This window comes from Micromonospora zamorensis (genome assembly GCF_900090275.1).
Lineage (GTDB): Bacteria > Actinomycetota > Actinomycetes > Mycobacteriales > Micromonosporaceae > Micromonospora > Micromonospora zamorensis.
In genome coordinates, this window is record NZ_LT607755.1 from 6,620,738 (window position 1) to 6,643,610 (window position 22,873).

Genomic DNA, 22,873 nt, shown 5'->3' on the forward strand with positions numbered 1-22,873 from the left:
CGTTCGGTGGATCAGTGAATCAGTGGGTACGCGCTGGCGGTCGCCCGCCGAACCCACGCCGGTCGTCACGCGGACGGTCCTCACGGGGCCGGTCGTCGCGGGGACGGTCGTCCCGCACACGGCTCTCCGGGCGAAAACCACCCCGAGTGTCGCGGTCGCCGAAGCGCCGGTCACCGGTCGGCCGGTCGCCCCGGCCGTCCCGGTCGCCGAACTGCGGGCGGTCACCGAACCGGCGCTCACCCTGCGGCCGGTCGCCGTAACCCCGGGTGTCCCGGTCGGCGTAACGCCGCTCGCCGGTCGGCCGGTCGCCGAAGCCCCGATCGCCGGTGGGCCGGTCGCCGTAACGTCGCTCGCCCTGGGGGCGGTCGCTGTGCTGGCGGTCACCCTGCGGCCGGTCGCTGTAGCGACGCTCGCCAGTCGGGCGGTCGCCGTACTGGCGGTCACCCTGCGGCCGGTCGCCGAAGCGACGCTCACCGGTCGGGCGGTCGCCCTGGGGCCGGTCGCCGTAGCGGCGCTCGCCGCCCGTGCGGTCACCGAACCGACGCGGACCGCCGGAACGGTCGTCGAACCGACGCGAGCCGCCGGAGCGATCGCCGTAGCCCCGGGGCTCCGCCTCGAGGCGAACCGGGACGCCGCTGGGCTCCCGTGCGCCGACCAGCTCGGCCAACGCCTGGTCGCCGACCCGGACCCGGGTCTCGGCCGGCGCGACGCCGGCCTTCTCCATCATCGCCAGGGTGGTGCGGCGCTGCTTGGGCAGCACCAACGTGGCGACCGCGCCGGACTCGCCGGCCCGCGCGGTGCGCCCTGCGCGGTGCAGGTAGTCCTTGGGGTCCTTCGGCGGGTCGACGTGCAGCACCAGGGTGACACCGTCGACGTGGATGCCCCGAGCCGCCACGTCCGTGGCGACCAGCACGTTCATGCGGCCCTCACGGAACTCGGCCAGCGTCTTGGTGCGCATCCGCTGGGTCTTGCCGCCGTGCAGCCCACCGGCGCGTACGCCCACCGCCGCGAGCTGCTCGACCAGCCGGTCCACGCCGAGCTGGGTGCGGGCGAAGACCATGGTCCGACCGTCCCGAGCGGCGATCGAGGCCGCCACCGGGAACTTCTCGTGCGGCGGGATCAACAGCATGTGGTGGTCCATGGTGGACACCGAGGCGGTCGACGGCGCGGTGGAGTGGGTCACCGGGTCGGTCATGAACCGCCGGACCAACGCGTCGACGTCGCCGTCCAGGGTCGCCGAGAAGAGTAGCCGTTGACCGTTCGCGGGCGTCTTCGCCAGCAGCTGGGTCACCTCGGGCAGGAAGCCCATGTCGGCCATCTGGTCGGCCTCGTCGAGCACCGTGACCTCGACGTCGTCGAGCTGGCAGATGCCCCGCTCGATCAGGTCGCCGAGCCGGCCGGGCGTGGCCACGATGATCTCCACGCCGCGCCGCAGCGCGTCGATCTGACGGTCGTACGGAACACCGCCGACAGCGGTCTTGAGGAAGATGCCGACGGCCTTGCCCAGCGGCAACAGAGCGTCGTTGACCTGCATGGCCAACTCCCGGGTCGGAACCAGGATGAGCGCGCGGGGGCGCATCGGCCGGGCCCGGTTGCGGGTGGCCAGCCGGGCGATCAGCGGCAGACCGAAGGCGAGCGTCTTGCCCGAACCGGTCTGCCCACGGCCCAGCACGTCACGGCCGGCGAGCGCGTCCGGCACGGTGGCCCGCTGGATCTCGAACGGGCTGGTGATGCCCTGCTGTGCCAGCGCGCGGACCAGCGGCTCGGGCAGGCCGAGGGAGGCGAAGTCGACCGGTGCGGCGGACTCGACCGGCGCGGACTCGGCCGGCTGTGCGGCGGTCGCCGCCGCGGTGCCGGCCTCGCTCAGAGCGGCGTCGAGCGGCTCCGAGGCGGTGTCGGTCGCCGGGGTTGAGTGGAAAACGGACGTAACGGTGCTGGGGTCAGCAGAGGTGGTCAACAAATGCCTTTCGAGCGGGGCGCATCTTCGCGATGGCCTGCCGCGGCTGTGCCGCCGGATCGCCCGCAAGACCGCCCATGGGCGCACACCACGCGCGCCGGGTCAGTGATCTATGCCAGTGTACGGCGGTCCGGCGAACCCGCCAGTCGGTTGTCCGGCGGTAGTGGGCGGACTCACCATCACGCCCGCCCGATGACTCACCCGCTGAGCGCGCCGCCGACCAGACCGTCCAAGGCGTCGCCGGCAAGCAGAACGATCATGACACTGATCGCGACCAACAGCCCCAGAGCGGCGGCCAGGACGATCATGACCTTGGCGTTGCTGCGCCGCTCGGACGGCGTGTCGGCCCAGCCCTGGGCCAGGATGTGCCCGGTCAGCGAGCCGGAATTCTCCACCGCGTTGGCGGGCATCGCGATCGTGGCGAAACCCGGCCCGTCGCCGCTGCCGTAGACGGTTCCGGCCAGGTCGGTGTCGCCGCTGTGTCGCCCACCACGAGCACCGGTCGTGCCCTGTCCGGAGCTGAACGAAGGGCCGGCGGTCCCTCCGGTGAACCGGGAGTTTCCGCCGGCGCTGCCCGTCGACGGGGGAGTGCCGACGCTGGACGGCGGCCAGCTCGGCAGCGCTGGCGCGGGCACCACCGGCGGTGCGGAGACGGGTGCCTCGGCCCAGCCGCCGCCCGCTGCGGGGCGGGCCGCCTGGGCGGTGGACTGCCATCCGGCCGGCGGTGCGGAAACCGATGCGCTCGCTCGTACGCCGGGCGTGTCGGTCATCGCCGGCGGAGGCGGAAACGGCGGCGCCGGCATCGGGCCCGGCGGACCCGGCGGCGCGGGCACCGGCGGACCGGGCGGCGGCACGGGCGGGCCCGGGATGGGCGGCGAGGGCGGGCCTGGCATGGGCGGCACCGGCGAGGGCGGCGGTACGGGTGGACCCGGGACGGGCGGAACCGGACCGGGCGGCGGCGTGGGTCGGGGCCCTGGCGTCGGCATCGGGCCGGGCGGGTACGGCCCCGGATCCGGCGCGGGCTCCGGCTCGGGCGGTGACGGTTGGGTCGGCCCGGGGCCGGGAGGCGTGGGTGACGGCTCCGGTTCCGGAGTCGACGGCTCCGGTGGCTGAGCCGGCTCCGGTGGCTGCGCCGGCTCGGGCGGCTCGGGGTTCACCGGTCCGGCTCCGTAGACGGTGGGCGTGCTCCCCCGGGAGGCCGGGGTGCGGATGGCACCGGCCGTCACCCGGCTGCTGCCGGGAACCGTGGCGCTGGCCCGGGCCGGCGCGGTCGAGTCGTTCCGCTGCCCGGGCAACGACACGTCAGCCGGACTGGCCGAGCCGGTCGCACGGTAGGTGGTGGCGGTGACCGGGGCGCTGACCGGCAGGTCACTGCGGAGAGCCCCGGCGGTGGCGACGCTGGCTCTGGCCCGTACCGGCGCGGCGGGTTGGTCCGGGCGGGCGTCGGCGGGCGCCGCCTGCCCGTGGCCGACGGCGGGATCGTCCGTGTCGACGCCGCTGCCGACGGAAGCGGCGTCGGCCGCGTCGGCGTCGGCGGGCGTGGTGTCGGCCGCGTCGGCGTCGGCGGGCGCGGCATCGGCGTCGGCGGAGTCGTCACGGGGGGACGGGGTGTCGTCAGTGGCGGCCGAGGCCGTGCCGGTGGCGGCCCGCGCTGTGCCGGTGGCGGCCCGCGCTGTGTCGCTGGCGGCCGAAGCGGTGCCGGTGGCGGCCGGGGCCGTGTCGCTGGCAGCCGGGTCAGCGGGAGGGCTGACCGGGGCGGCCTCGGTGGGAGACACCGGGTCGCCGGTGCCGAGCCCTGGCGGGTCGGCTTGGTCGACCACAGGGTCGACAGTCTCCGCCGGATCTTTCTGCTCGGCCATCTCCGCCCTCCGCGCCATGCTCGCACCCGGACTCGTGACGTCGAGTCGGATGTGCCTGGTTGTCACGGTGCCACAGATCGCCCCGACCGGACAGCCGGAGCCGGTCGTGGCGGATCAACCAGCGGTGCTGGGGCTGCCCGACGGGCTGTCGCCGCCCGACGCGCTCGTGGTGGCCTTCGGGGTGGTCGCCGGTGATGAGCTGCTCGGGGCGTTGGTCGGTGGCGGGGGCAGGGTCGTCGGCGTGTTGCTCGGGGTGGCTGGCGAGCTCGGCGAGGTGGTCTCGGTCGGCGTGGGCGTCGGCTTCGGCGTGGGCGTCGCGCTGCCGGTCGGCTTCGGCGTGGCCGAACCCGTCGGCGTCGGGGTGGCCGACTTCGTCGGGGTGGGCGTCGGCTTCACGGTGGGCGTCGGCTTCACGGGCGGCTTGCTGGGCGTCGTGACCGGCGGGGTCGGGATCGACACGATCGGTCCCGGCACCGCGCCGATGACCCGGGTCGCCGCGTACAGGCGGGACCAGCTGACGACCGAGATCTTGACGACGTCGCCGGTGGTCGGCGCCTGCACCATCTTGCCGTTGCCGATGTACATGCCGACGTGGTGGATCGTCGTCCAACTGCTGCCGGAGGCGAAGAAGAGCAGATCGCCGGGGAGTAGCGCGCTCTGCGGCACCGTCCGGGCCCGGGTGGCGGCGTACTGGTCGCGGGAGACCCGGGGCAGGTCGAAGTAGTCGGCGCCGGGAGACCGGTACGCCGCCCACATCAGACCCGAGCAGTCGAACTGGTTCGGCCCCTCCTCGGACCACTTGTACGGGTCGCCGAGCTGGGCGAGCGCGTACCGGACCGCGGCAAGTGCCCGCGGGTGGGCGGCCATGCCGCTGATGTTCTGGTTGGAGACGTAGCCGGCGCCGATCTGCTGCTCGGCGGCCTCCTGCTGACGCTCGATCTCGATCAGCTGTGTGGCGTTGTCGCGGCGCAACTTGAGCAGGCTCGCCTCGGCCGTGCGGAGCGACGCCTCGCCGGCGGTGAACTCCGCCTCGACGGAGTCGACGCGGATCTTGGCGGCGGCGTGCGCCTGGTAGGCGAGCTGCTCGTTGCTGCGGGCCCGGGACAGCTCCCCGGCCACGCCGGTGGTGCCGCCGTCGACCTTCTGGCCCCGGGTGATCTGCTGGAGGCGGTTCAGCTCGCGGATGTCCTGGGCGAGGTCGCTGTCCGGCAGCGCGGCAGCTGCCTTTACGGCGTCGGCGGCGGCCGCGTCGGCCGCCTGCTGGGCCCGGAGCAGGGCGTCCTGCGCGGTTGCCAGTGTCTTGCCGGCCGCGTCGAGCTGCGCCTTGGCGTCGACGCGTTTCTGCTTGGTCAGCAACAGCGTCTCGCCGAGCGCGCCGACCTGGGCCTCGCCGGCGGAGATGGCGGCGGCCAGCGGACCCGTGCCCACGTTGACCACCGGCGGGACCGGGACACCGGCGACGGGAGCGCCACCGGGCAGTTGAAGCGCACCGGTCACCGCGGGGCGGGAACCGGTGTCCGGCACGGTGGTCGGCAATCCGGGCTCGGCGTACGCGGGGGTGGACAGCACGGCCGCGGCGATCGCGCCGAGCAGGGCGGCCCAAAGCTTCGGACGCAGCACCGGCGAGATCACCGGGTTCCGTCGTCGCTGCCGTCGCCCGCGCCCGCTGTCGACCATTCCGCTCCCCGTCCCGCAGTCCGTCACCGCGCTTGGTGGGCGCGGCGGTCGGGACGGTACCAGTGTGTGGTTCCGCCCCGTTCTGTCTTACCGCACGACGGCAGTGATGTCGATGCATCTCCGGGTTACAGGAGGCTGAGAGTCTGGTGAAGTGGATCGCTGCCGGCGACCGTGCCGCCGTGGCTGTCGGCGTCCCGACGTACGCTCGACGAGGACCGCAGGTGGAAGGGACGTGCCATGGACGCCGGACTCAAGCGTGAGCTCGAAGCGAAGGTGTACGCCGGTGAGCGGCTGACCCGGGAGGACGGGGTCGCCCTCTACGACAGCGACGACCTGACGTGGCTGGGCCGGTTGGCGCACCACAAGCGCACCGAGCTCAACGGTGACCGGGTGATGTTCAACGTCAACCGGCACCTCAACCTGACCAACGTCTGCTCGGCGTCCTGTGCGTACTGCTCGTTTCAGCGCAAGCCGGGCGAGAAGGACGCATACACGATGCGCATCGACGAGGCGGTTCGCAAGGCCAAGGAGATGGAGGATGAGCAGCTCACCGAGCTGCACATCGTCAACGGCCTGCACCCGACCCTGCCCTGGCGCTACTACCCCAAGGTGTTGCGCGAGCTGAAGGCGGCGCTGCCGAACGTCAAGCTCAAGTGCTTCACGGCGACCGAGGTGCAGTGGTTCGAGAAGATCAGCGGTCTGAGCGCCGACGAGATCCTCGACGAGCTGATGGACGCCGGTCTGGAGTCGCTGACCGGCGGTGGCGCGGAGATCTTCGACTGGGAGGTCCGGCAGCACATCGTCGACCACGCATGCCACTGGGAAGACTGGTCGCGCATCCACGCCCTGGCGCACCGCAAGGGCATGAAGACCCCGGCGACGATGTTGTACGGCCACATCGAGGAGCCCCGGCACCGGGTCGACCACGTGCTGCGGCTGCGTGAGCTCCAGGACGAGACCGGGGGCTTCGCGGTCTTCATCCCGCTGCGCTACCAGCACGACTTCGTGGACTCGGCGGACGGCAAGATCCGTAACCGGATCCAGGCGCGCACCACGATGGCCTCGCCGGCCGAGTCGCTGAAGACGTTCGCCGTCTCCCGGCTGCTCTTCGACAACGTGCCGCACGTCAAGAACTTCTGGGTGATGCACGGGCTGTCGGTGGCCCAGCTCTCGCTGAACTTCGGCGTGGACGACCTGGACGGCTCCGTCGTCGAATACAAGATCACGCACGATGCCGACTCGTACGGCACCCCGAACACGATGCACCGCGAGGACCTGCTGCACCTGATCTGGGACGCCGGGTTCCAGCCGGTCGAGCGGGACACCCGCTACAACGTGGTCCGGGAGTACGACAAGGCCCCGTCGCTGGCCGAGCGGCGCGCCGAGCCGCAGCAGGTCTGGGCCTGAGCCACCACGTACCCTCGCAGTCGATGACCGAGCAACGCGAACCTGAGCAGCAGAGTGGGTTTCCCCGCCGGGACGCCGAGGGGCGCATCCGTACCCTCGGCGATCTGCTCGGGGTGTGCCTGGCCGGCCTGGTCATCGGTGTGCTGGCGTTGGTGTTGTTCGACTGGGCGTTCGCCTCGATCGGCGCCGGTGATTTCGGGCACACCAACGGCTGGCTGGCGGTGATCCTGCCGGCGTGGCTGTTCTGGGACGACTTCCGGGCCTGGGGGTTCGGCGCGGCCCGGGTGGTGGCTGCGCTGGTCGCCGCCGCAGTCGGGGTGTTCGTCGGGCTGCTGATCGCCGGTCTGGGCTCCGGGTTGCCACCGTTGCTCTCCGGCGCGTTGGCGGCGGCGGCGTTCACTGTGGCGTACGCGGCCCTCTGGTTCCCGGGCGTCCGCTGGCTGGCCCGCCGAACCGGCTGACCGCGACCGCCCGCCGGGCGGATCGACCCTCCCGCCGACATCGGCGGGCGACGGAGAGAACGGAGTGGTACGGGTGAGCGCCGCGCTCAAGTACACGCTGGGCCGGATCGGGCTGTTCGTCGCCGTGCTGGCGGGCCTCTGGCTGATCGACATGAACGTGTTCCTGAAGCTGATGTTGGCGCTGGCCTTCTCCGCCGCGCTCTCCTTCTTCCTGCTGCGCGGTTGGCGGGACGAGATGGCCGAGGAGATGGGCACCGCCGCAGAGCGCCGGCGCACCGAGAAGGAGCGCCTCCGCAGCGCCCTGGCCGGCGAAGACAGCCCCAACCCCAACCCCACCCGCCCGGCCGAAGGCCCGGACACTCCGCGTTGATCAAGAGGTTTGCGTCACGGAACTGGGTTCCGGTGACGCAAACCTCTTGATCACCCGCGTTGAGCGGGGCGGCGCGGGGCCGGGTGGCAGGGGCCGGGTGGCAGGGGTTGGTGGGTTACCAGTTGGTGGAGCCGGGGACCTTGGGCCAGGGCTTCGAGGTGGGCTTGATCAGGTACGCGATGCCGCCGGAGCCGCCGGAGACGCCGCCGCTGGCGTTGGTGCGCTTGGTCCGCAGCCAGATCTGCTCGAACTGCGCGCGCTTGTAGACGTTGCGCACCACGTCGTTGCTGGACGATGCCGGGTCGTTGACGATCACGTCGCCGTCGGCGGTGAAGCCGACCACCACGAACAGGTGCCCGGAGGTGCCGTAGTTCGCCCCGTCCAGCTCACTGGCGAGGAAGGACTGGCTGGTCACGACGGGGATGCCGGCGGCGATGAAACGCTCCAGCTCGTCCAGCGAGTGCAGTCGGGTCACCCGACCCTCCAGCCCCGGGAAGCTGGCTGCGTACGCGGTGTTGAACGGCCAGTTGCCGGCGCCGTCGTACGCGTAGTCGTAGGTCATCCGGGCCGCGTGGTTGACCGTCGGGTCGGGGTAGGTCGGGTCCACCCAGGAGGTGTCGGCCTCCGAGGGCTTGCGACCCCAGTACTCGACCACCATCTCGGTGGAGGTGGGTGAGCACCAGGCCTCGCCGCCGCCGTCGTACTCGGGGTAGTGCCCGGAGTGCACGTTCTGCGAGTAGCGCGGCACCGGCAGCTCGACGCCCCAGGCGATGTGCCCGGCGCTCGGGGTCACGGTGAACCGGTCCGGCACTGTGGAACTCATCGCGCCGAGCATCCGCACCACCGGTGCGGCTGTCTGCCCGGGTGCCCGGTAGAGGGTCAGCCGCAGCTGGTACGACCGCAGCAGCACCCCGGCGGTGGCGTCGTCGATGCTGAAGGTGTCGGTCCAGATCGTCGACCAGGGGTCACCCTGCCGGTTGACGCTGGTCCGCTTGATGTCGGTGTCGCCGGACGCCCAGCGACCCATGACATACCACGGGGTCTGGTCGCCGCTGGTGTAGCTGCCCTGCATCTCCACCTGGATCCAGGTGCCGGCGGGGGTTTCCGCGTTCCAGGAGGCGATCAGCTCGCTGGCGTCGAACCCGACCCGGGTCACCGGTGAGGTCCAGGTGCCGTACTCCCAGGTGCGGGTGGTGCCGGTGTGCGGGTCGGCGTACTCGGTGGTGCCGGCCGGACGGGCCAGGGTGAGGCCCGCTCGGGCGCCGGGCACCACGCGGGTGCCGGACCGGCTGCCCCGGTGCCAGTCGGCGGGCCCGGACCAGTCCTGGAAGGTGATCTGCTCGTCGTGGGTGGCGGCGGGCGGGCGGGCCGCCGTCGCTGGCGCGCTGGTGGCGAGCAGGGTGAGCGCGGTGACGCCGGCGAGGGCGGCCGCGTGCAGGCGGGATCTGGCCATGGGTGCTCCGCGGTGTCGAGAGGGGCATCGTCGCTGGTCAGTTTCCCGCTTGGAGGGAAGTTTCGCCAGATGTTCCTGAGTGGAAAATCATTGCCGCCGGGATGATCGGCTCGGGATGGACAAGGCAGCGAAGGATATTGATATGACCATGTGACAGGTGGTGAAGTGTGCTTCACCGAGCGGGATCTCCCGCCGATCAAGGAGGTAGTTGATGGCCCTCCGCACGCCCATCCCTCTCCGCCGCGTCCTGGTGCTCGCCGTCGTCACCGGGCTGGGCATCGTCACCGTCGCCGCCGGTCCGGTCGCCGCCCGACCCGCACCGGACCGGTCCACCGAGCCGGCCGCCGCCAGCTACCGGGTGCTCGGCCCCCGGACCCTCGCCGACCGCAACGCGGTGGCCCGCACCGGAGCCGCCATCGACTACTCCGAACACGGAGTCCTGCACATCTCGGCGACCGCGGGTGAGGCCGCCGAGATCGGCAAGCTCGGCTTCCGGCTGGAACCGCTGGCCCCGCCGCCCAACGCCGAGCGCGGCGCCGGCGAGATCGGCACGATGGCCTTCCCGCCCGCCGACTCCAACTACCACGACTACGCGGAACTGACCGCCGTCGTGAACCAGGTCGTCGCCGACCATCCGGCGATCGCCCGCAAGATCAGCATCGGTTCGTCGTACGAGGGCCGCGACCTGATGGCGGTGAAGATCTCCGACAACGTCGGCACCGACGAGAACGAGCCCGAGATCCTGTTCAACTCCCAACAGCACGCCCGTGAGCACCTGACCGTCGAGATGGCGATCTACCTGCTCAACCTGTTCACCGACAGCTACGGCTCCGACTCCCGGATCACCAACATCGTCAACGGCCGGGAGATCTGGATCGTGCCGACGGTCAACCCGGACGGCAGCGAGTACGACATCGCCACCGGGTCGTACCGGTCCTGGCGCAAGAACCGGCAGCCCAACAGTGGTTCGTCCAACGTCGGCACCGACCTGAACCGCAACTGGTCCTACAACTGGGGTTGCTGCGGCGGCTCGTCCGGCACCACCTCGTCGGAGACCTACCGGGGGCCGTCGGCGTTCTCCGCACCCGAGACGCAGGCGCTGCGCAACTTCGTCAACGGTCGGGTGGTCGGTGGCGTGCAGCAGATCAAGGCCAACATCGACTTCCACACGTACTCGCAGCTGGTGCTCTGGCCCTACGGCTACACGACGGCGAACACCGCGACGGGCATGAACGCGGACCAGTACAACACCTTCGCCACCATCGGCCAGCAGATGGCGGCCACCAACAACTACACCCCGGAACAGTCCAGCGACCTCTACATCACCGACGGGGACAGCCTCGACTGGATGTGGGCCACCCACAACATCTGGGCGTACACCTTCGAGATGTACCCGGGCTCGTCCGGCGGTGGCGGCTTCTACCCGCCCGATGAGGTCATCCCAGCGCAGACCTCGCGCAACCGGGAGGCGGTGCTGCTGCTGAGCGAGTACGCCGACTGCCCGTACCGGGCCATCGGCAAGCAGGCGCAGTACTGCGGCAGCGGCGGTGGCGGCACCACGGTCTGGTCGGACACCTTCGAGACCGCCACCGGCTGGACCATCAACCCGTCCGGCACCGACACCGCCACCCTCGGCGCGTTCGAGCGGGGCGCCGCCCAGGCGACCACGTCCTCCGGCGCCAAGCAGCTCACCCCGTACGCCGGATCCAACGACCTGGTCACCGGCCGGCTCGCCGGTTCGGCGGCCGGTGACTACGACGTCGACGGCGGCGTGACCAGTGCCAGGTCCCCGGCGGTGACCCTGCCGTCGTCCGGCACGCTGAGCCTCTCGCTGGCCTGGTACCTGGCGCACGGCTCGAACGCCTCGTCGGCGGACTACCTGCGGGTGAGCGTGGTGCACAACGGCGGCACCACCGCGCTGCTCACCCAGGCTGGCGCGGCGACCAACCGCAACGGGAGCTGGGCGGTGGCCAACCTCAACCTCACCCCGTACGCCGGGCAGTCGGTCCGCATCCTCGTTGAGGCGGCGGACGCCTCCGGCGCCAGCCTGGTAGAGGCGGCTGTGGACAACGTCACCATCACGTCCTCCTGATCGGGTGGGGCCCCGCTCCGCCCCGCGGGGCCCCACCACCCGTTTCCGAACACCACCAACTCGGACATACGCCCTCCGACGGTCACCGTGTGACGGTTCCGGGGGATCGACTCGCGGCGATCGGCGCGTGATCGATCCGGCACGTCCCGGCGGTGCGCTACCGTCTTACCGACCAGTCCGCAGCGAAGCCGGTGCGAAACCCGGCGCTGTCCCGCAACTGTGATGCCCCACCCGACGGTGGGGACGAGCCAGGTCGCCTGCGGATCGGTCGCGAAACGCGCTCTCGAGGAAGGGCGCCTCGTGGGCGGGCGTACGAAAGTCCTGTCGGCGAAGCACCACACTCCTCGACCGACAGGAGGCCCCATGTTCAGACGTACCCCTCGGCTCTTCGCCGCGACCCTCGCGGTCGCCGCGCTGGCCCTCGCCGCCTGCGCCGAGAAGGCCGACGACAAGCCGACCACCGGCACCGCGGCCGCCGCCTACCCGGTCACGGTCGGCACGCTCACCCTCGACAAGCGCCCCGAGAAGATCGTCGCGCTGTCGCCGACCGCCACCGAGATGCTCTTCGCGATCGGTGCCGGCCCGCAGGTGACCGCCGTCGACGACCAGTCCAACTATCCGGCCGACGCGCCCAAGAGCGACATCTCCGCCTTCCAGCCGAACGCCGAGGCGATCGCCGGCAAGAACCCCGACCTGGTGGTGCTCTCCGACGACCGCAACAAGATCGTCGAGCAGCTCGGCAAGCTGAAGATCCCGGTGTACCAGACCCCGGCGGCCACCACGCTCGACGACACGTACCGGCAGATCACCGAGCTGGGCACGCTGACCGGGCACGCCGACCAGGCCACCGACGTCGCCAGCCGGATGAAGGACGACATCGCCAAGCTGGTCAAGGACGTGCCGCAGCGCGCAGAGAAGCTCACCTACTACCACGAGCTGGGCCCCGAGCTGTACAGCGCGACCAGCAAGACCTTCATCGGCACGCTCTACAGCCAGATCGGTCTGACCAACATCGCCGACCCCGCCGACGCGGACGGCAAGAGCGCCGGCTACCCGCAGTTGTCCCAGGAGTTCATCGTCAAGGCCAACCCGGACTTCGTCTTCCTGGCCGACTCCAAGTGCTGCCAGCAGAACGCCGACTCGGTCAAGGCGCGCAGCGGCTGGTCCGGGCTCACCGCGGTGAAGAACAGCCAGGTGATCGCACTGGACGACGACGTCGCCTCCCGCTGGGGGCCGCGGGTCGTGGACCTGCTCCGGGTCATCATCGACGCGGTCGCCAAGGTGCCCGCGTGACCGTCGTCCGTCGGTGACCGGGCCGCTTCCCGCGGCCCGGTCCGCCGGACCGCCGTCCACGCCGCGCCCCGCCGGGCTGCCGTCAAGGGCCCGGCCCGCCGGGCTGCGCAAGCGGTGGCTGGTCGCCGGGGTGTTCGCGGTGCTCGTCGCGCTCGTCGCCGGGGTGTCGCTCGGCCCGGTCAGCCTGCCTGCAGGCAGCGTCGCGGCCGAGCTGCTCAACCTGATCCCGGGGGTGCACCTCGACAGCGGTCTCTCCGAGCGGGAGATCGCGATCGTCACCGAGCTGCGGTTGCCCCGGGTGGTGCTGGGCCTGCTGGTCGGCGGGCTGCTCGCCCTCGCCGGCGGCTGCTACCAGGGCGTCTTCCGCAACCCGCTCGCCGACCCGTACCTCCTGGGCGTGGCCGCCGGCGCCGGCCTCGCGGTCACCGCGGCGATCGCCCTCGGCGGCGCCGGCCGGCAGGGCGCGATCTCCGGGCTGCCGATGACCATCCCGTTGGCAGCCTTCGCCGGTTCACTGCTCGCCGTCACGATGACCTACGTGCTCGGCGCGGCCGGCGGGCGCGGCGGCTCGCCGGCGATGCTGATCCTGGCCGGAGTGGCGGTCTCCGCGTTCCTCTCCGCCGGGCAGACCTACCTGCTGCAACGACACTCCGACAGCATCCAACCGGTCTACTCCTGGCTGCTCGGCCGGCTGGCCACCGCCGGCTGGCACGACGTGCTGCTGGTGCTGCCGTACGCCGCTCTGACCACTGTGGTGGTGCTGCTGCACCGCCGTGAGCTGGACGTCCTCGCGGTCGGTGACGACGAGGCGAGAAGTCTGGGCCTGCACCCGCAGCGCACCCGCTACCTGTTGATCGCCGCAGCCTCCCTGGGCACCGCTGCGGCGGTCTCCGCGACCGGCCTGATCGGCTTCGTCGGCATCATCGTGCCGCACACCGTCCGGCTGCTCGCCGGGTCGAGCTACCGGGCGATCCTGCCGCTGTCACTGCTGTTCGGCGGTGCGTTCCTGGCACTGACCGACGTGGTGGCCCGCACCGTCGCCGCTCCGTCCGAGGTGCCGATCGGGGTGGTGACCGCCCTGCTGGGCGGCCCGTTCTTCGTGATCGTGCTGCGGACCGCCCGACGGGTGCTCACGTGAGCCGCGAGCCCGCCGCCGGCCCGCCCGGCGGTCGTCCGCCTGGCGGCCTTCCGTCCGGCGGTCCTTCGTCCGGGGGTCTTTCGTCCGGGGGTGGTGACGGCGGTGTGCCGGCCGTCGAGGTGCGCGGGCTGCACGTCGACCTCGGCGGCACACCGATCCTGACCGGCGTCGACCTCACCGTCGCCGTCGGCGAGTGGGTCACCGTGATCGGCCCGAACGGCGCCGGCAAGTCCACCCTGTTGCGCGCCGTCGGCGGCCTGCTGCCCGCGCCGGGGGCGATCACCCTGTTCGGTACGGCGAGCACCGCGCTGCGCCGCCGGGACCGCGCCCGGGTGGTGGCCACCGTGGCACAGTCGCCGGTGGTGCCGCCCGGCATGTCGGTGCTGGACTACGTGCTGCTCGGCCGCACCCCGTACATCCCCACGCTGGGCCGGGAGTCGGCCGCCGACCTCGACGCCGTGCACGAGGTGCTCGGCCGGTTGGACCTCACCGGCTTCCACCGCCGTGAGCTGGCCACCCTCTCCGGAGGCGAACGGCAGCGGGTGTTCCTCGCCCGGGCACTCGCCCAGGGCGCGACGCTGCTGCTGCTCGACGAGCCGACCAGCGCGCTCGACATCGGGCACCAGCAGGAGGTGCTGGAACTGGTCGACCAGTTGCGCCGCGAGCACGGCCTGACCGTCCTCGCCACGATGCACGACCTCTCCCTGGCCGGCGAGTACGCCGACCGGATGGTGATGCTCGCCAGCGGTCAGGTGGTGGCCGCCGGAACCCCGTCCGAGGTGCTGACCGAGCACCTGCTGGCGACCCACTACCGGGCCAGCGTCCGGGTCGTCCCCGGCACCCACGGCCCACTGGTGGTCCCGGTCCGCCCCCGCGCCAGATCGTCCGGGTCAGGGGCCCAGGTCGATGACGGAGAAGAGGGCGCCCTGGGGGTCGCGTAGGGCTGCGAACCGGCCCGCCGGGATGTCCCGGGGCGGGACCAGGATCGTTCCGCCCAGCTCGGCGGCGCGGGCCGCGGCGGCGTCCGCGTCGGTCACCGCGAAGTACACCGTCCAGTACGCGGGCAGGTCGGCCGGGAAGTCGTCGGCCAGCGGCGGCATCATCCCGGCGACGATCTGCGTCCCGAGCCGCCAGCCGGTGTACGTCATGGGGCCCACCGCCTGGTCGTCCGGCTGCCAGCCGAACACCAGCTCGTAGAAGACCTTCGCGCCCTCGGGGTCGGGGGTGACCAGTTCGTTCCAGCTCATCGCGCCCGGCACGTTGAACACTTCGGCCCCGGCCATGGCCAAGGGCTGCCAGACGCTGAACGTGGCGCCGGCCGGGTCGGCGAAGACGGCCATCCAGCCCCGGTCGAAGACCTCGAACGGCGGCACGACGACCTGGCCGCCGGCCCGCTCGACCCGGCCGGCGACCAGTTCCGCGTCGTCGGTGGCCAGGTACGTCGACCAGATCGGCACCTGGTCCGGGATCGCCGGTGGCCCGGCCCCGGCCACCGGCCTGCCGTCGAGCAGGAAGACCGTGTAGCCGCCCGCCTCGGGCTCCGGTGTCACCCGGCCGGTCCAGCCGAACAGCTCCGGGTAGAAGCGTCGCGCCTCGGTCAGGTCCGGGGTGGCCAGGTCGGCCCAGCAGGGCGTACCTGGCGGGACGGTGCTCACGTCAAGACCCCTCTCGGCCCGGGCGGTCACGGCGACCCCCTGCCGGAATCCTGGCACCGTCCCGCGGCGGCCCGGGGCGGAAACGGACGAATCGTCAGCTGAACCGGCGACCCTCGTCCCGTCGGTACGCCCAGCCGGCGAGTGCCGCGAGCAGCACCACCCAGACGCCGAGCATGATCATCGCCAGCGGCTCGACGCGGTATTCGCCGACCGCCGACCACATCAGCTCGGCCGCGCCCCGGGTGGGCAGGTACGGCGCGATCGTCTCGATGAACCCGGGCGCCTCACCCGGCGCGGAGAGCAGGCCGCCGCCGAACGCGAGCGGCAGGAAGACGACCTGCGCCACGACGATCGCCGCCTTGCTGGGCAGCGAGTAGCCGATCGCGAGGCCCATCAGCGTGAACGGCACCGAGATGACGGCCACGGTGCCGATGGTCAGCAGTAGGGCCGCGGGGGTGATCTGGGCCGCGGTCAGCGTCGCGCCGATCACCACGACCGGGATCAGCGAGAGGTACGTGAGCGCCAGGCCGGCCAGCACCCGGCCCGCGAACCTGGGCGCGGGCCCGGCCGGCAAGGTCCGGGTGTACGGGTTCCAGGGCTGGTCGCGGTCCTCGGCGACGCCGACGCCGTACTGGAAGATGTTGGCGCTCATCACCGAGAAGGTGACCATCGACGCGGTGGCGAAGGTGGCACCGGCCGCGTCGTCGCCGGCGAACGGCACCACGAAGAAGATCATGGCGGCGGCCGGAAAGAAGGCGCTGCCGACGACGGCCACCGGAATCCGGATGATCTCCAGGAGTTGGTAGCGGGCGTGAACCAGGGCGAGCTGCACGGTGGCCTCCTCAGACTGTGGTGGGTTGGCCGCCGGCAGCGGCGGTGGTGGCTCGGCCGCCGGCAGCGGCGGTGGTGGCTCGGCCGCCGGCAGCGGCGGTGGTGGCTCGGCCTTCGGTGGCCGGCTGGTCCCCGGCGGGCGCGTCCCCGCTGGTGATGGCGAGGAACGCCTCCTCCAGCGAGGTCGGTCGTACCTCCAGGTCGGTGAAGGCCGTTCCGGCCGTGACCAGCGCTCGGACCAGTTCGTCGGCGTCGGTGGTGAGCAGGTGCAGCCGGCCGTCGACCCGTTCGGTGCGGACGACGCCGGGCAGGTCGGGCAGGTGGTCGGCGACGAGGCTGACCCGGCGTACGCCGACGATGCCGCGCACGGCGTCCACCGTGTCGTCGGCGAGCACCCGGCCCTGCCCGATCACCACCACCCGGTGCGCCAGCGCCTCCACCTCCTCCAGGTAGTGGCTGCTCAACAGCACGGTGCCGCCGTCGGCGTGGAACGCGCGGATCGCCTCCCACAGGGTGTGCCGGGCGGCGACGTCCAGACCGGTGGTCGGTTCGTCGAGCAGCACCAGCCGGGGTCGGCCGACGAATGCCAACGCCACCGCCAACCGGCGACGCTGCCCACCGGAGAGGCCTCCGGTCTGCCGTCGGGCGAGGTCGCCCAGGCCGAACTGGTCGAGCAACTCACCGCGGGGCACCGGGGCCGGGTAGTGCGCGGAGACGAAATCGACGACCTCACCGACGCGCAGTGTGCCCGGCAGGCCGGTCTCCTGCGGGGTGACCCCGATCTGCCGCCGGTTCGCCGGGTCGCGGGGGTCGCCGCCGAACAGCTCGACCCGCCCCGAGCTGGGCCGGCGCAGGCCGACCAGCAGGTTCATCAGTGTGCTCTTGCCGGCGCCGTTCGGGCCGAGCAGGCCGACCAGCTCACCGGCCCGGACTTCCAGGTCGACACGGTCGAGGGCGAGGACGTCGCCGTACCGGCGACTGGCCTGGTCGGCGCGGGCGAGGGTCATGACTGCTCCTTCGACGGGGTGGGATCGAGCAGGGTGCGGATCGCTTCGGTGTACTCCTCGAACGCCAGCCGGCCCCGCCGGCTGAGCCGGACCAGGGTTGCCGGGGTGCGTCCACGGTGGGTCTTGCTGATCTCCACGTAGCCGGCCTCCTCGAGCTTGCGCAGGTGCACGGAGAGGTTGCCGGCGGTCATCGCGAGCAGTTCCTGCAACCGGGGGAAGGCGATCAGGTCGCCGTCGCCGAGAGCGGAGAGGCTGGCGACCACCCGGAGCCGAGCCTGCGCGTGGATGACCGGGTCCAGTTCGCTCATCGGCGGTGTCACTGTCGCCGTCGGGCGATCGCGCCAGCGACCAGGATCCCGCCGCCGCCGGCCACCGCAATGACCAGCGCGTGCCAGCCGGGCCCGGCGATCACACCGGCCAGGTTGATCACGCTGATCCAGACGCCCAGCCGGAAAAGGTCCCGATCCAGCCAGATCGCTCCACCGGCCATGTGCAGCGCGCCGGTCAGCCCGACGGCGGTCGCCGACCAGACCAGGCCCGCCAGATCGTCCGGTAGGTACTCGGAGATCCGGCCGAGCCCCGCGTAGATGCTCACGGAGCCGAGGGCCCACGTGCACCCATACCAACGCCCACGCTGGGCGGAGTCACCGATCACCTGGCCGTAGGCCCGTGTGCTGACCACTGCCTGGATCACTCCGGCTGCCACGAGCAGCGCGAAGAGAACAGTCAGCGGCAGCCAGCTCGGCAGCCGGAGCAGCTCCCGGTCGTCGGGGGAGAACCGCAGGAAGAACAGCCCGAAGCCGACCAGCCAGGCGACTCCCCAGGGCCAGTAGACCAGGCGGGCGTCGGGGTCGAGACGCCGTGCCGTCGCGGACCGCTGGTCCTGGATCAGCCGGAGCGCCGCTGCCGCGTCGGCGGGTGGAAGGTCATCGTCTAGGTCCACGCAAACTACTTTACGATGCAAAGTCCGAACGCGGTGTCCCGCTCGGCGTCCGGGTTACGACAGCGGCGCGCAGTGCCTATGGTGGGGAACCGTGGCGGCTGACCGGTCGCACAGGACACAGGGGAGGGTCCGTGTCGAGCCCGAGCAGAGACCTGGAGGTCCAGCCGGAGGCGCTGGCGGCGTTCGCCAAGACGTCCAACGACCGGGCGGCCCGCTTCCGCGAGCTGCACCGTTCATTTGGCGACGGGCACGTGCCCCGGCACGCGTTCGGGGTGATGCCGGCGTCGTTCGGCCTCGCCGCCGCGTACGCCGAGCAGTTCGAGGCGTGCCTCCAGGGGCTCGCCGACGGCGCCGAAATGATGGCGGACATCGCGGAGGGGGTCAGCGACACCGCCGGTGCCTACACCGGCACCGACGTGGCCAACACCGACATGTTCGTGCCCGGCCGCCCGCCAGCTCCCGACCTCATCGCTCCCGGCCCCTGGTCGGGTGGCACCGGCGCTCCGAGCGGGCCGGTGCCCGCGTGAGCACGGAGGCGTTGCACCGCAACAAGACCTACTTCGAGCAGATCGTGTCGGGCACTCCGGAGCCCTTCAAGCCGCTCTCCAACGCGGTGCTCTGGCCGTTCGAGCAACTGCTGGAACTGGTCGCCGGTGAACCGGACGACCTGATGCGGGCGGCGCAGGTCTGCCTGGACACCGGCGCGGCGGTCCGGGAGATCGCAGGCGACCAGATCGCCGACCGGGCCCGCTTGCGCGGCAACTGGAAGGGCGACGCCGCAGAGAGCTTCCATGCCTCGATGGAGTCGGTGGAAAAGGCGATCGAGGAGCTGGCCCGAGGGCTCGACGGCACCAAGGACGTGCTGGTCGAGGCGGCCAACGCGGCGGTCGACGCGTTCAACCTGCTGGTCGAGCTGATCCTCGAGTTCCTGCTCTGGTTCCTCACCGAGGTGATCATCGCGGCGGTGGCCGCGGCGCTGAGCGCCGGCGTCTCGCTGGCAGCCACTGTGGTCCGGGTGCTGGCCCGGCTGGCCACCACCGTGGGTCGGATGGTCAAGATCGTCGCCCGGTTCGCCGAGGTGCTCACCCGCCTCGCCACTCGGTTGGGCAAAGTCGCCGGGCAGCTGCGCGAGTACGCCAACACCGTCATGGAGCTCAAGAAGCGGAAAAAGCAGTACAAGCTGCTTACCAAGGGTGGCTGGACGCCGGAGGGGCGTGCCTTCCAGATCGAGAAGTTCAAGACCCTCTTTCCCGGCAAGTTCGTCATCAACCAGGTCTCGCCGGTCAACGTTCCCGGCTTCGGCGGCGCACTGCTGGACACCGGTGTGGGCCTGCACGACATCTCCGACGGGCAGAAGGACCGCAATTACCTCGTGGACGGCACGTACAGCGATGACCTGGGCCCATACACCAAGAGTGTGCAGAATGTCTTCGACTCCATCGTGAACTGAGAGGCAGCCATGACCTTCCCCGCCCTGGACCGCATCGAGGCGCTGGCCCGCAACCTGGACGGTTGGCAGCAGCAGCTCGCCGACCGGATGGCGGAGCTGGAGCAGACCAGCGCCGAGGGGGTGAGCGACTCCGGCCTGGTGCGCGTCACCGCCGCCGCCGACGGGAAGATCGTTTCTGCGGAGCTGAACGCGCGGGCGATGCGACTGGACTCCTACAGCCTGGCCGAGGAGTTCACCGCAGCCGCCAACCGGGCGCAGGAGGCCGCTGCGGCCCAGGTCCGGGAGTTGGTCGGTGAGGTCATCGGGGAGCCAGGTGCCGGCCCGCGCCGGCCCGGCGACCACGAGGAGCGCCGATGACGGTCGACGGCAGTCAGGCGCGGTACGTCGAGGGGATCACCCGGCTGCTAGCGGCCGGAGAGCAGGTGCGTGCGGTGGCCCGGGTCCGAGCGGGGGGAGGGCTGACCCCGGCGGCGCCCCCGCAGCCGTCGGCGCCACCCGCCCCGGGTGGGCCGGGCTTCCTGGGTGCCCTGCTCAACGTGCTGTCGCCGAACATCACCTTCGGTCGGGCGGACGACGCCGTCGACTGGCTCTTCTTCGGCGTCGGAGGTCGAGGCGAACCAGGTTCGCAGGCTTCCCTGCTGCACCACGCCCTGACCGTGACGGCGAAGGGTTCCGGCGTCCGCGACATCGTGCTGGGGGTCACCGACCAGCGGTTGCTGGTCGGCGCGACAGCACCGGTCGGGTTGCTCTCCAGCTCAGCGGCGGACGAACGGGCGCAGGCCGACATCGAGCTGCTCGGGTCGGTGCCGCGCACGGCCGTGACCGCCCGGGTCGGCCGGTACCGGTTGAACTGGAAGCGGCTGCGGATCGACTTTGCCGACGGGTCGTGGTTGTCGTTCCACGTGCCACTGGCTGACTCCGGCCGCCCCCTGCGGGAGATCGCGGCGGCCCTGTCAGCCGGCTGACCCGCCGACGAGCGGCGCGGGCAGCGGCTCGTGGTGCAGCACCGCCAGCCGGGACACCGCTCGGGTGAGCACCACGTACAACCGGTGCAGCCCACGCGGTTCGGCCGCGACGATCGCGGCCGGCTCGACCACCACCACATGGTCGTACTCCAGGCCCTTGACCAGCGTCGCGGGCACCAGGGTGACCCGCTCCGCGGCCGCCACGTCGTCGGCGGTCGCGGTCGCGACACCGGCATCGGCCAGTGCGGCGCGCAACCCGTCGACCGCGTCGTCCGCGGCGATCACACCAACCGAGCCGTCGTGCGCGAGCGCCGAGCGCACCTCCGCCACCGTCGCCGAGGTCAAATCGGTCACCGTACGCACGTCCAGGCCGCCGTCGTGCCGCAGCGACTCGGCCGGCGGTACGTCCACAGCGAGCGCCGGAAGGAGCAGGTTCGCGAACGCGACCACCGCGGCTGGCACCCGGAAACCGATCGTCAGCGGGACCACCACGGCGTCCGGCTTGCCCAGGTGGGCGAGGGACTCCTTCCAGTCCGTGGCCGCCCACGGCGCGGTGCCCTGGGCCAGGTCACCGAGGAGGGTGATCGAGCCGTGCTCGCTGCGCCGGGCGATGGCCCGACACTGCATCGGGGAGAGGTCCTGCGCCTCGTCCACCACCACGTGCCCGAACCCGGAGGGTCGTTCCAGCAGCCCGGTCGCCTCGTCGATCAGCACCGCGTCGGCGGCGGTCCAGCGGGTCGCCTTGGGGGTGCGAGCCGGCTTCGCCCAGACGAGCAACGCCTGCTCCTCGTCGCTGAGCAGGCCGTCCGCCGCCGCGGCCAGCTGATCCGGGTCGGAGAGCAGGCTGTGCACCAGCCCTTCCGGCGTGAGTGCCGGCCAGACCGCGTCCAGGAAGTCGACCACCGGGCGGCAGCGGCTCATCCGACGCAGCCAGGCATCACCGGGCGACTCGGCCCGGCGGGCCTCGGCCTGCCGTTGCAGCAGGCTCACCACCCGCGCCCGGACGCGCTCCCGGCCGGTGCCGTACGGCAGACCTTCCCGACGGGTCTCCTCGACGATCCGGTGCAACGGCTCCAGCCCGATCCGCCACCGGAACGAACCGTCCGACACGGTGATCGACTCGGTGGGCGTGTCGATCTGTGCCTGCACCGCGCGTTGCAGCACGCTCGCCATGCGTACGTCGTGCTTGAGCGTGGCGACCGTCGGCGCCTCGACCGCCCGAACCGGCACCCGGGAGATCAACTCCTCCACCGTGGCCTGCTCGACCTCGACCTCGCCGAGCGCCGGAAGCACTGCCGCGATGTACGACAGGAACGCCCGGTTGGGTCCGACGATCAGCACACCGGCCCGTCGCAGACGCTCCCGATGCAGGTACAGCAGGTACGCGGCCCGGTGCAGGCCGACAGCCGTCTTGCCGGTCCCCGGTGCTCCCTGCACACAGATCGAGTCGGCCAGGTCGGCCCGGACCAGCTCGTCCTGCTCCGGCTGAATGGTCGCGACGATGTCCCGCATCGGCCCGACGCGTGGTCGTTCGATCTCGGAGGTGAGGATCCGGCTGGTCGTACCGAGTTCCTCGCCCCGATCCAACCGCTCATCCTCGAAGCTGGTCAGCACGCCGTTGCTGAACCCGAACCGCCGCCGGACGGCCACCCCCTGCGGATCCCGCGCGCTGGCCCGGTAGAACGACCGGGAGACCGGTGCCCGCCAGTCCAGCACCAACGGCTCGCCAAGCTCGTCAGTGACGTGCCGCCGCCCCACGTGGTACCGCCGGCCTTCATGATCACCGCTGCCGCTGCTGGGGGTCGCGTCGTCAGCGGTCGCGTTGTCCGTGGTTTCGTGGTCCGTGGTTCCGGTGAAGTCGAGGCGACCGAAGAAGAGCGGCGTGGTCGGGTCGTCCGCCAGCTCGGCCACCCGGCGGGCCAGGGTGCGACCCAGCGTCTCGGCCGCGTAGGCGTCGCCGGCAACCTGGTCACCGGTCGAGAAGAGGGCTTCGGCCCGCTCCCGCATCCGGCGTAGCGCTGCCCGCGAGTTTGCAAGGTGCGTGCGTTCGGCGGCCAGATCCGTGTCGAGGTGGGTGTCGAGGTCAAGTGCGGGCATGCTGACGTCCCATCGTTCACATCTGCTGCGCGCTCGCGTGTCCGGGGGCGGATGGCCGGCCGCCCGGCGCGAAGACGTCCGTTCCGGTGCAGATCACCTCGGCCGTCAAGCGGGCTGCAACCCTACGCTCCCCAGCCTGACCGTTCCACCGAATTACCCACGCGACCATCCGTACGAGAGGGCGTGTCGCCGGGCGCGGCGCACGAAAGTGGGCGTGT

Annotated in this window: 21 protein-coding genes and 1 riboswitch; of the genes, 11 read left to right on the forward strand and 10 right to left on the reverse strand. The window is 71.9% G+C overall.

The annotated features are described in order from the left end of the window. Positions 1-19: 19 nt before the first annotated feature. The 3 genes from GA0070619_RS29810 to GA0070619_RS29820 all read right to left on the reverse strand — a co-directional run bounded on the left by GA0070619_RS29810 (position 20) and on the right by GA0070619_RS29820 (position 5,493). Positions 20-1,957, reverse strand: coding sequence for a DEAD/DEAH box helicase (locus tag GA0070619_RS29810; protein WP_197699579.1), 1,938 nt, complete (start codon positions 1,955-1,957; stop codon positions 20-22). A 197-nt stretch (positions 1,958-2,154) separates the two neighbouring features. Continuing rightward, complete coding sequence (locus tag GA0070619_RS33645) at positions 2,155-3,816, reverse strand: hypothetical protein (RefSeq protein WP_088951090.1); 1,662 nt, start codon at positions 3,814-3,816, stop codon at positions 2,155-2,157. 114 nt (positions 3,817-3,930) lie between these two features. After that, positions 3,931-5,493 (reverse strand): C40 family peptidase, encoded by a 1,563-nt coding sequence (locus tag GA0070619_RS29820; RefSeq protein ID WP_088951091.1) that lies wholly within the window; start codon positions 5,491-5,493, stop codon positions 3,931-3,933. Positions 5,494-5,730: 237 nt separating this feature from the next. Here GA0070619_RS29820 and mqnE point away from each other — a divergent pair, with 237 nt between their 5' ends. From mqnE to GA0070619_RS29835, 3 genes are all read left to right on the forward strand, one after another. After that, a complete protein-coding gene (mqnE, locus tag GA0070619_RS29825) occupies positions 5,731-6,900 on the forward strand; it encodes an aminofutalosine synthase MqnE (RefSeq protein ID WP_088951092.1) in 1,170 nt (389 codons plus the stop codon). Positions 6,901-6,923: 23 nt separating this feature from the next. Then, positions 6,924-7,361, forward strand: a complete 438-nt coding sequence (locus GA0070619_RS29830; protein ID WP_088951093.1) for a hypothetical protein — start codon at positions 6,924-6,926, stop codon at positions 7,359-7,361. A gap of 73 nt (positions 7,362-7,434) precedes the next feature. Then, entirely contained in the window at positions 7,435-7,731 is a 297-nt protein-coding gene (locus tag GA0070619_RS29835) for a DUF4229 domain-containing protein (protein ID WP_088952144.1), read from the forward strand. A 115-nt stretch (positions 7,732-7,846) separates the two neighbouring features. On the opposite strand, the gene GA0070619_RS29840 is transcribed toward GA0070619_RS29835, so the two are convergent. Further along, entirely contained in the window at positions 7,847-9,184 is a 1,338-nt protein-coding gene (locus tag GA0070619_RS29840; RefSeq protein ID WP_088951094.1) for a C39 family peptidase, read from the reverse strand. A 211-nt stretch (positions 9,185-9,395) separates the two neighbouring features. On the opposite strand from GA0070619_RS29840, the gene GA0070619_RS29845 reads away from it, so the two are divergent. The 4 genes from GA0070619_RS29845 (at position 9,396) to GA0070619_RS29860 (ending at position 14,648) form a co-directional block, all read left to right on the forward strand. Beyond that, on the forward strand, positions 9,396-11,276 hold the full coding sequence (locus GA0070619_RS29845) for a M14 family metallopeptidase (protein WP_088951095.1): 1,881 nt from the start codon (positions 9,396-9,398) through the stop codon (positions 11,274-11,276). Between the two features lie 156 nt (positions 11,277-11,432). Next, a riboswitch (cobalamin riboswitch) is annotated at positions 11,433-11,555 on the forward strand. A gap of 84 nt (positions 11,556-11,639) precedes the next feature. After that, positions 11,640-12,569: an ABC transporter substrate-binding protein gene (locus GA0070619_RS29850; RefSeq protein WP_088951096.1), complete on the forward strand. Its 930-nt coding sequence runs from the start codon at positions 11,640-11,642 to the stop codon at positions 12,567-12,569. 76 nt (positions 12,570-12,645) lie between these two features. Beyond that, complete coding sequence (locus tag GA0070619_RS29855; RefSeq protein ID WP_172862255.1) at positions 12,646-13,707, forward strand: FecCD family ABC transporter permease; 1,062 nt, start codon at positions 12,646-12,648, stop codon at positions 13,705-13,707. Positions 13,708-13,811: 104 nt separating this feature from the next. Continuing rightward, positions 13,812-14,648 (forward strand): ABC transporter ATP-binding protein, encoded by an 837-nt coding sequence (locus GA0070619_RS29860; RefSeq protein WP_088951098.1) that lies wholly within the window; start codon positions 13,812-13,814, stop codon positions 14,646-14,648. On the opposite strand, the gene GA0070619_RS29865 is transcribed toward GA0070619_RS29860, so the two are convergent. The 5 genes from GA0070619_RS29865 to GA0070619_RS29885 all read right to left on the reverse strand — a co-directional run bounded on the left by GA0070619_RS29865 (position 14,598) and on the right by GA0070619_RS29885 (position 18,143). Continuing rightward, the gene (locus tag GA0070619_RS29865; protein ID WP_088951099.1) at positions 14,598-15,362 is read right to left on the reverse strand and encodes a VOC family protein; all 765 of its coding nucleotides are present in this window, start codon (positions 15,360-15,362) and stop codon (positions 14,598-14,600) included. The two genes, GA0070619_RS29860 and GA0070619_RS29865, sit on opposite strands and share 51 nt — an antisense overlap. A 94-nt stretch (positions 15,363-15,456) precedes the next feature. Beyond that, a complete protein-coding gene (locus tag GA0070619_RS29870) occupies positions 15,457-16,194 on the reverse strand; it encodes an ABC transporter permease (protein WP_088951100.1) in 738 nt (245 codons plus the stop codon). A gap of 10 nt (positions 16,195-16,204) precedes the next feature. Next, positions 16,205-17,200, reverse strand: a complete 996-nt coding sequence (locus tag GA0070619_RS29875; RefSeq protein WP_088951101.1) for an ABC transporter ATP-binding protein — start codon at positions 17,198-17,200, stop codon at positions 16,205-16,207. Next, positions 17,197-17,508, reverse strand: a complete 312-nt coding sequence (locus GA0070619_RS29880) for a transcriptional regulator (protein WP_088951102.1) — start codon at positions 17,506-17,508, stop codon at positions 17,197-17,199. The genes GA0070619_RS29875 and GA0070619_RS29880 overlap by 4 nt, the downstream gene beginning before the upstream one ends. A gap of 8 nt (positions 17,509-17,516) precedes the next feature. Continuing rightward, positions 17,517-18,143 carry a transporter gene (locus tag GA0070619_RS29885; protein WP_088951103.1) on the reverse strand — a complete coding sequence of 209 codons (627 nt, stop codon included), beginning with the start codon at positions 18,141-18,143 and terminating at the stop codon, positions 17,517-17,519. 131 nt (positions 18,144-18,274) lie between these two features. Here GA0070619_RS29885 and GA0070619_RS29890 point away from each other — a divergent pair, with 131 nt between their 5' ends. Genes GA0070619_RS29890 through GA0070619_RS29905 form a run of 4 tightly spaced genes read left to right on the forward strand, consistent with a single transcriptional unit; the run spans position 18,275 to position 20,558 of the window. Further along, positions 18,275-18,670: a WXG100 family type VII secretion target gene (locus GA0070619_RS29890; protein WP_143743148.1), complete on the forward strand. Its 396-nt coding sequence runs from the start codon at positions 18,275-18,277 to the stop codon at positions 18,668-18,670. Further along, entirely contained in the window at positions 18,667-19,593 is a 927-nt protein-coding gene (locus GA0070619_RS29895; protein WP_088951104.1) for a WXG100 family type VII secretion target, read from the forward strand. Before GA0070619_RS29890 ends, GA0070619_RS29895 begins: the two co-directional genes overlap by 4 nt. A 9-nt stretch (positions 19,594-19,602) precedes the next feature. Beyond that, entirely contained in the window at positions 19,603-19,950 is a 348-nt protein-coding gene (locus GA0070619_RS29900) for a YbaB/EbfC family nucleoid-associated protein (protein WP_088951105.1), read from the forward strand. Further along, complete coding sequence (locus tag GA0070619_RS29905) at positions 19,947-20,558, forward strand: hypothetical protein (protein WP_088951106.1); 612 nt, start codon at positions 19,947-19,949, stop codon at positions 20,556-20,558. The genes GA0070619_RS29900 and GA0070619_RS29905 overlap by 4 nt, the downstream gene beginning before the upstream one ends. Here GA0070619_RS29905 and GA0070619_RS29910 read toward each other — a convergent pair. Then, positions 20,547-22,655, reverse strand: coding sequence for a HelD family protein (locus GA0070619_RS29910; protein WP_088951107.1), 2,109 nt, complete (start codon positions 22,653-22,655; stop codon positions 20,547-20,549). The genes GA0070619_RS29905 and GA0070619_RS29910 overlap by 12 nt on opposite strands. Positions 22,656-22,873 lie beyond the last annotated feature (218 nt).